The following is a 7,357-nucleotide window of genomic DNA, read 5'->3' as shown; positions in this document are numbered from 1 at the left end:
CTGGTACACCGCGTAGCGCGTCCCGCTCAGCTCCTCGCTGCGCACCGCCACCCGCGTGATTTTCCCGTTGAGGTAGCGCGGCGACAGCAGGCTCTGCGTCGGCAGCGTGAACGTGACCGGCTGCCCCAGCAGCGCGTGCCGGTCGATGCGCGCGTCCGTGGCCAGCAGCTCGGCGTTCAGCTCAAACGACTGCGACAGCGCCTCGGCGCCGGTGAGTTTCCAGAACAGCAGGCCGTCCATCGGCAGCTGCGCGGTGATGCGTGAGAACATAATAAATCCCTGATGATTAACTGTGTGGATCGAGCAACCAGACGCCTTCTTCGCTGATGGTCAGCGTTTGCTCGCGCGTGCCGCCCTGGCCGCTGATGGCAAAGGTATAGTTGCCTGGCGCCAGCTGCAGCGCGGCAAAACCGTTGGCGGCAGGCACCAGCGCCTGCGGTTTGCCATTCACCTGGACGCGTTCGCCCTGCTGCAGCTTGATGTAAACCTGCGCGACCGGCTCCGGCGGCGGTGCAGGCTGCGGCTCCGCTTCGCGCGGTTTTTCCGGCGTTACCGCTGCCGTTGCGGCTGGCGCTGACGACGCTGAAGGTGAAACTGCCGGATCAGCAGCTGGCGCGCTGTTTTGCACCGTCTCTGCCGGCGCCGCAGGCTCATCGCCCCCGGACATCAGCAGCCCCACGCACAATCCCACCAGCACGCCCGCGGCCACCAGTCCCGGCAGCGCAAAGCGATGGCGCAGCAGCGATTTCACCGGCGAAAGCGTTTCGGCTTCGTTCGCCTCTTCCACCGGCACCAGCATGGTGCCCGGTCCGCTGATTTTGGCGCTCAGCAGCGGTTCCGGTTCGCGCTCTGGCAGCGCCATCAGCCCGGCAAAAGCATCAATATCCTGCGGCCGATCTTCCGGTTTGAGCGCCAGCGCACGGTCCACCGCCGTCAGCAAGGCCTGGGAGTAGCCCGGCAGGCGGCGCGCGGCCAGCGGCTGGTAGTTATCTTCGATGCTGCGCACCACGCTCACCGGCGGTGGCGCCCCGGTGATCAGCGTGTGCAGCACCGCGCCCAGCGCGTAAATATCCGTCCACGCGCCCTGTTCGCTTTCGTCGTTATCGCTGTATTGCTCGATGGGCGCATAGCCCGGACGCAGCATGGTTTCGCTCTCATCCGAGAGGTTGCCAATGGTTTTACGCGCAGAGCCAAAATCCAGCAGCACCGGCTCGCCGCTGCTCTGAATCTGGATATTATCCAGCGAGATATCGCGGTGCAGGTAACCGGCGTCGTGGATGGTTTTGATCGCACCCAGCAGCGGCGGCAGCAGGCGACGAATCCAGGCTTCATCCACCATCTGCGGATTGCGCTCGCGCAGGTTCGATAAGGTGGTGCCGCTGTAAAACACCGTGCCCATGTAAGCGGTGTCGTTCTGCACCCAGAAACGCAGCACGTGCAGCAGATTGGGATGGTTGAAGCGGGCCAGCAGGCGCGCCTCCTGAATAAAGCTGTTCAGCCCGGCATGAAAGGTTTTACTAAAGCGTTCGCTGCGCAGCACCAGATTCAGATCGTCGCTGCGCACTGCCAGCGAAGCCGGCATAAACTCTTTGATGGCGATATCACGCTCCAGCTGATGATCCCAGGCACGATAAACAATGCCAAAGCCGCCACCACCGATCACTTCTTTAATTTCAAACTCATTGAAACGGTAACCCACCGGCAGAGCGTTGGGTACGTTGAGGGGATTATCGTGTTCCGACATTTTCGAAAACTCTCTGATCACTAACGGCTTTAGACATCGAACTGGCAAACAAACTCGCCCTGCTCACAGCGTACCTGCACGCGACGATAGCGTTCATCGCGGGCGTAGGCGCTGAGCAGCATCTGGCTCATCTGCGGCAACAGGGTATTGGTAAGGATGGCGTCGACCATGCGGCCACCGGACTCCACTTCCGTGCAGCGCTGCACGATCTGGCTGATGACCGAATCGTCAATCTGCGCGCTGATGCCGTGGTTATCGGCGAGGCGATGAACAATACGGCCCAGCTGCAGCCGGACGATTTCCGCCAGCATCGCGTCGCTCAGCGGGTAATACGGCACCACCAGCAGGCGACCCAGCAGCGCCGGCGGGAAAACCTCCAGCAGCGGTTTGCGCAGCGCGGTGCTCAGCGCTTCCGGATCCGGCATCAGCTCCGGATCGGCGCACATCGCGCTGATCAGCTGCGTACCGACGTTGGAAGTCAGAATAATGATGGTGTTACGGAAGTCGATATGGCGCCCTTCGCCATCCTCCATCCAGCCTTTATCGAACACCTGGAAGAACAGCTCGTGCACATCCGGATGCGCCTTCTCAATCTCATCCAGCAGCACCACGCTGTAGGGTCGACGCCGCACCGCTTCGGTCAGCACGCCGCCTTCGCCATAGCCCACGTAGCCCGGCGGTGCGCCTTTCAGGGTGGAAACGGTGTGGGCTTCCTGAAACTCGCTCATGTTGATGGTGATGATGTTCTGCTCGCCGCCGTACAGCGACTCGGCCAGCGCCAGCGCGGTTTCGGTTTTGCCGACGCCGGAGGGACCGCACAGCATAAAGACGCCGACCGGTTTGTTCGGATTGTCGAGGCGCGCGCGTGAGGTGCGCACGCGTTTGGCGATCAGATCGAGACCGTGCCGCTGGCCAATCACGCGCTGGTTGAGCGTATCGGCGAGATTGAGCACCGCGTCGATTTCGTTTTTCACCATGCGCCCCAGCGGAATCCCGGTCCAGTCTGCGACCACGGCGGCCACCACGCTGGCATCCACGGCGGCAAACAGCAGCGGCGCTTCGCCCTGCACCTGCTGCAGCTGCCGTTGCGTCGCGTCCAGCTCATCGCGCAGCGCGGCTTCGCCCTCCGTCACGCAGCGCGCCCGCAGAGCGATCAGCTGATCGACCAGTTCACGCTCCTGCTGCCAGCGCTGCTGCAACGCATCGCGCTCGGTTTCCAGCGTCGCGCGCTGGGCGGCAACCGCCTGCGAACGCGCCGCATCGCCCAGCCCGACTTTGCTTTCGCGCTCAATGATCTCCGCTTCAATCTCCAGCGCGGCCAGACGATGCAGGCAATCTTCCAGTGCCGCAGGCTGTGCGCCCTGGCTCACCGCCACGCGTGCGCAGGCGGTGTCCAGTAGCGCCACCGCTTTGTCCGGCAGCTGGCGCGCCGGAATGTAACGATGCGACAGCTTCACCGCCGCGCTGACAGCCTCATCCAGCAGCAGTACCTGATGGTGCTTCTCCAGCGCGCTGACGGTGCTGCGCAGCATCAGAATCGCTTTGGCTTCATCCGGCTCCTGTACCTGCACGGTCTGGAAACGACGCGTCAGCGCCGGATCTTTCTCAATGTACTTTTTGTATTCGGCCCAGGTGGTGGCACCGATGGTGCGCAGCTGGCCGCGCGCCAGCGCCGGTTTCAGCAGGTTAGCGGCATCGCCGGTGCCCTGCTGGCCGCCGGCACCGACCAGCGTGTGGATTTCGTCGACGAACAGCACAATCGGCGTCGGGCTGGACTGCACTTCATTAATCAGCGCCTGCAGGCGCGCTTCAAATTCGCCTTTCATGCCGGCACCGGCCTGCAGCATGCCGATATCCAGCAGCCACAGCTGCACATCCCGCAGCGGAGCCGGTACGTCGCCAGCGGCAATACGCAGCGCCAGGCCTTCGACCACCGCGGTTTTGCCAACGCCCGCTTCGCCGGTCAGCAGCGGGTTGTTCTGCCGGCGACGCATCAGAATATCCACCATCTGGCGGATCTCTTCATCACGGCCGGTGACCGGATCGATGCGTCCTTCGCGTGCGCGTGCGGTGAGATCCTGCGCGTACTGCGCCAGCGTGCTGGTGCTGGCTGCCGGTGCGGCACTCTCGGTGCCCGGCTGTGCCACCAGCGCCTGCTGTGCCTCTTTGCTGCTGGCGAGCAGCGTGTCGAACTGCTCCAGCAGCGCATCAGCATTGACACGGCCAAACTGGCCAGAGATGCCTTTCAGCACGCTGGCGAGGTTGAAGGTTTTGAGCATGCCAATCAGCAGATGGCCGCCGCGAATGCGCGTCGCACCGTACTTCAGCGAGGCGTAGACCCAGGCGCGCTCGACGGCGCTGTCGATGTGTTCGGCGAGATCGGAAACCGCGCTCGCACCGCGCGGCAGGCGGTCGAGCGCCGCGACGATATCCCGCGTCAGCGCGTTTTCATCCAGTGAAAAATGGCTGATCACCCGCTGTAAGTCGCCATCCTGCTGCTGCATCAGCTGGTGCAGCCAGTGCACCAGCTCAACATAAGGATTGCCGCGCAGTTTACAAAAGGCGGTGGCGCTTTCCAGCGAGGTAAATAACAGCGTATCCAGTTTGCCGAATAACACGGCACGGCTGATTTCTGACATATCGGGTCTCTTTAATGAAAGAAGCAGGCTGTGTAACAGGGAAAAGCGATTGGGCTAGCTTGCGGCTGCCTCAACCTCAAACATGAAATCTTCGCGATCCTGCGGCTGTGGCGCGTGTCCCAGCCAGCTGGTGTAGCCCAGCCGGGCATTGCCTCCCAGCGTGACGCTTTGCACCTCTTCCGCCGCCAGGATCAGGCTGAGGTCCCACTGCATCTCGATGCCGAGATAGTGACGCACCCAGTCGCGCACTTCGCGCGCGCCCGGCGCATCTGGCAGAAAGTGGGCATACTGCTGCGCGCTCAGCGGACCGAGCCGCAGGCGAAAACGGTGCTGCACATCGCGCACCGCCACACCAAGGAACGCCGATTCGCCCAGCCGCGGCATCTGGCGTCCGGCTCCCAGCCGCGCCTGATCGCGCGCGTCCAGCGTCAGCCACTGTGGCACGTTCTGTGCCAGCTGCACCGGTACGCCAAAGTAGTGACGCAGAATGCGTACCAGCCCTTCAGCGTCGTGACCGTGGCGGCTAAGATGGCCGACCAGCATCAGCCGCGCATGCAGGCTGAGCGAACTGGCCTGCTGCTGCGCCGGTAAACCGATGCCGGCCAGACAGGCAAGGTAATCGACAAAGCGGCTGTTATCGGCGCGATCCAGCGAGACGGCCGGCTGCGCATCGGCCCAGGCGCGATAAAACAGCAGCGTGGCACGATGGTGAAAGATGTCGGCAAATGCCGCCAGGCTGTGATCCTGATGGTGCACGATGCGCTCGTGCACATATTCCGTCAGGTGGGTCGGCAGCGGACCGTTGGGGCCAAACAGGCCAAAGCTGTAAATCGCCACGTCATGGCGCGCGTCCTCTGCGCGCGGCTGCACGCTGGCCAGGGTTGCCGGGGCAAACGCCAGCGACGGTTGCTGACCAATGCGCAGCGCTTCGAACTTCGGCAGCGGCGCGCGTCCCAGCGGATAGCGCTGACCGCCCTGCGCATCCAGCCGGCGCAGCAGCTGAAACAGATCGTAGCGCCACGGTGCCGCCATCACTGCCTGCCAGAAATCGTCCGGCAGCCGCTGGGCGCGCTGCAGCGGAATGATCTGCGCCTCGCTCATAGCAGCGCCTTCCTGCCCATGCGCGGCGGCCAGTAGCCCACCTCGCCGCGCTGCTGGCTGTTGAGGGTGAATTCGGTAAAGCTATTCAGCGCCACCAGCCGGCCGCACACCCGCTCCAGCACGCTGCCGAGCAGCCACGGACTGGCACCGGAGAACGCCTGTTCGTCGACCTCCAGCGTGATGCTGACGCCGCGGGCAAACACCACCGGGCCCGGTTCCGGCACCCGGCGATTGACCGCGCTAAGCTGGCAGTGGCGGATACCGTCAATCTGGCGCGCCACCGCCGCTTCGGCGAGATTAGCGTACAGGCTCAGCAGCTGGCGCAGCGCGGCAGCGCCCTGACCGTCGCTGCTGTCCATCAGGCTCAGGTAGTTCATCTGCAGGTGGCTGATCAGACGCCACGCGGAGAGCCCTTCGGCCAGCGCCGGACGCGGCGGCGTCGGGCCTTTACACAACTTCAGCTGCCCGACCGGGATCGAATCCGGCATGACGAAATTGCCCTGCTCCTGCTGCAACAGCATCAGCGGCAGATCGCGGCTGGTGCAGAGCACGTCTGCCGACAGGTAGCGCATGTCGTCGCGCCACGGCGTGTGATGCTCATCCACCAGCGACAAAAATACTTCCGAGCCGATATAGCCGGTGCGCGTGCCGTAACGCTGCGCCTGCTCAGACAGCGTGCGCTGTTCGCGGCGCAGCGAGAAATAGGCACCGTAATCGCCGTCGTCGCCGCTGAAGGTGCTCCAGAACGGGCGGAATAACTGCTCTTCGCGCTTGCCCTCAACGGTGGCGAACAGCCGCTGCACCGAGTGCACTTCGTAGTCCAGCGGCCGGATGTTATCCACCACCAGATGATATTCGTGCTGGCTGTCGCTGACCTTCAGGCGCTCGGCCGTTTTGGGAAACAGGTTGATCACCGGCGTGCAGTGCAGTGCCAGATGGCTGCTGTCCACCACGCTTTCCAGCGCGCTGTCGGCCTTATCCAGCAGGATGATAATGTCGAATTCCTGCGCGTTATCGCAGCGGCGCAGAAACGGTGCCAGCTGGCTCAGGCTGATGAACTGGAAACGCGCCGGAAAGGCAAAATACTCCTGCAGCAGCCGGTAGCCGTCGAAGTTACGCAGATCGTCCGGCAGCAGCGCCTGCTCTGGCGCAAAGCCTTCCTGCTGTAGCGAGTCATCCGGCAGCACCTGGCGCAGCGGCTTGTGTTCGACCGATTGCAGCACGATGCCGACGCGGTGCTGTATCAGCAGCTCCAGCAGTTTCTGCGCCTGAATGTCCGGGCCGCTGAGATACAGCGTTAAATCGGCGACATTCAGCTGGCTGAGCGACGAGATGCCTTCGCAGGCGATACGCACGTGCAGCGCGCTGGCGGCACCGCGACCGCTGAGCTTCAGTTCGCCCAGCGGCAGATCGCCCGGCACGCCGCCAAGTGAAACGTCGCTGATGCGCAGCGGATGCAGCGTGACATCGTGCGCCGTGGTGTAGCTGCAGGTTACGCCGCTTTTTTTCAGGTGCTGGCTCTCCATCATGGTGCCGCGCGGCACGTGGAAGCCATTGCTGATGTCGCCTTTGCGGCTGTCCGGCGTGAGCTGTGCAATCGCCATCGACGGCGTAGGTGACAGATAAGACGGCGCAATCATCTCCAGCAGCCGCTGCGAAAAGCGCGGGAACTCGGCGTCCATTTTGAGCTGCACGCGCGACGTGAGGAAAGCAAAGCCCTCCATCAGGCGCTCAACGTAAGGATCGGCGACTTCGATGCCGCGCATTCCCAGCCGCCCGGCGACTTTCGGATAGCGTGCAGCGAACTCCGCGCCCAGCTCACGCAGATAGGCCAGTTCGCGGTTGTAGTAGTCGAGCAGTTTGCTGTCCATGA

5 protein-coding genes are annotated in these 7,357 nt (G+C 63.4%); all 5 read right to left on the bottom strand.

Going from position 1 to position 7,357, the window contains the following annotated elements; all coding sequences use genetic code 11:
* Positions 1-270 (bottom strand): contractile injection system protein, VgrG/Pvc8 family (locus H7K56_RS16460; RefSeq protein WP_220496606.1); only part of this gene is annotated, 270 nt, incomplete at its 3' end.
* A 16-nt stretch (positions 271-286) separates the two neighbouring features.
* Positions 287-1,744 (bottom strand): serine/threonine protein kinase, encoded by a 1,458-nt coding sequence (locus H7K56_RS16455; RefSeq protein WP_150361270.1) that lies wholly within the window; start codon positions 1,742-1,744, stop codon positions 287-289.
* 29 nt (positions 1,745-1,773) lie between these two features.
* Positions 1,774-4,383, bottom strand: a complete 2,610-nt coding sequence (tssH, locus tag H7K56_RS16450) for a type VI secretion system ATPase TssH (RefSeq protein ID WP_150361269.1) — start codon at positions 4,381-4,383, stop codon at positions 1,774-1,776.
* A gap of 54 nt (positions 4,384-4,437) precedes the next feature.
* Positions 4,438-5,484: a type VI secretion system baseplate subunit TssG gene (gene tssG, locus H7K56_RS16445; RefSeq protein ID WP_058775983.1), complete on the bottom strand. Its 1,047-nt coding sequence runs from the start codon at positions 5,482-5,484 to the stop codon at positions 4,438-4,440.
* The gene (tssF, locus tag H7K56_RS16440) at positions 5,481-7,355 is read right to left on the bottom strand and encodes a type VI secretion system baseplate subunit TssF (RefSeq protein ID WP_150361268.1); all 1,875 of its coding nucleotides are present in this window, start codon (positions 7,353-7,355) and stop codon (positions 5,481-5,483) included. Before tssF ends, tssG begins: the two co-directional genes overlap by 4 nt.
* Positions 7,356-7,357 lie beyond the last annotated feature (2 nt).

The sequence above is a fragment of the Pantoea dispersa genome (assembly GCF_014155765.1).
Taxonomy (GTDB): domain Bacteria; phylum Pseudomonadota; class Gammaproteobacteria; order Enterobacterales; family Enterobacteriaceae; genus Pantoea; species Pantoea dispersa.
Note: the sequence above shows the minus strand (reverse complement) of the source record. Positions and strands in the feature narration are given on the sequence as shown.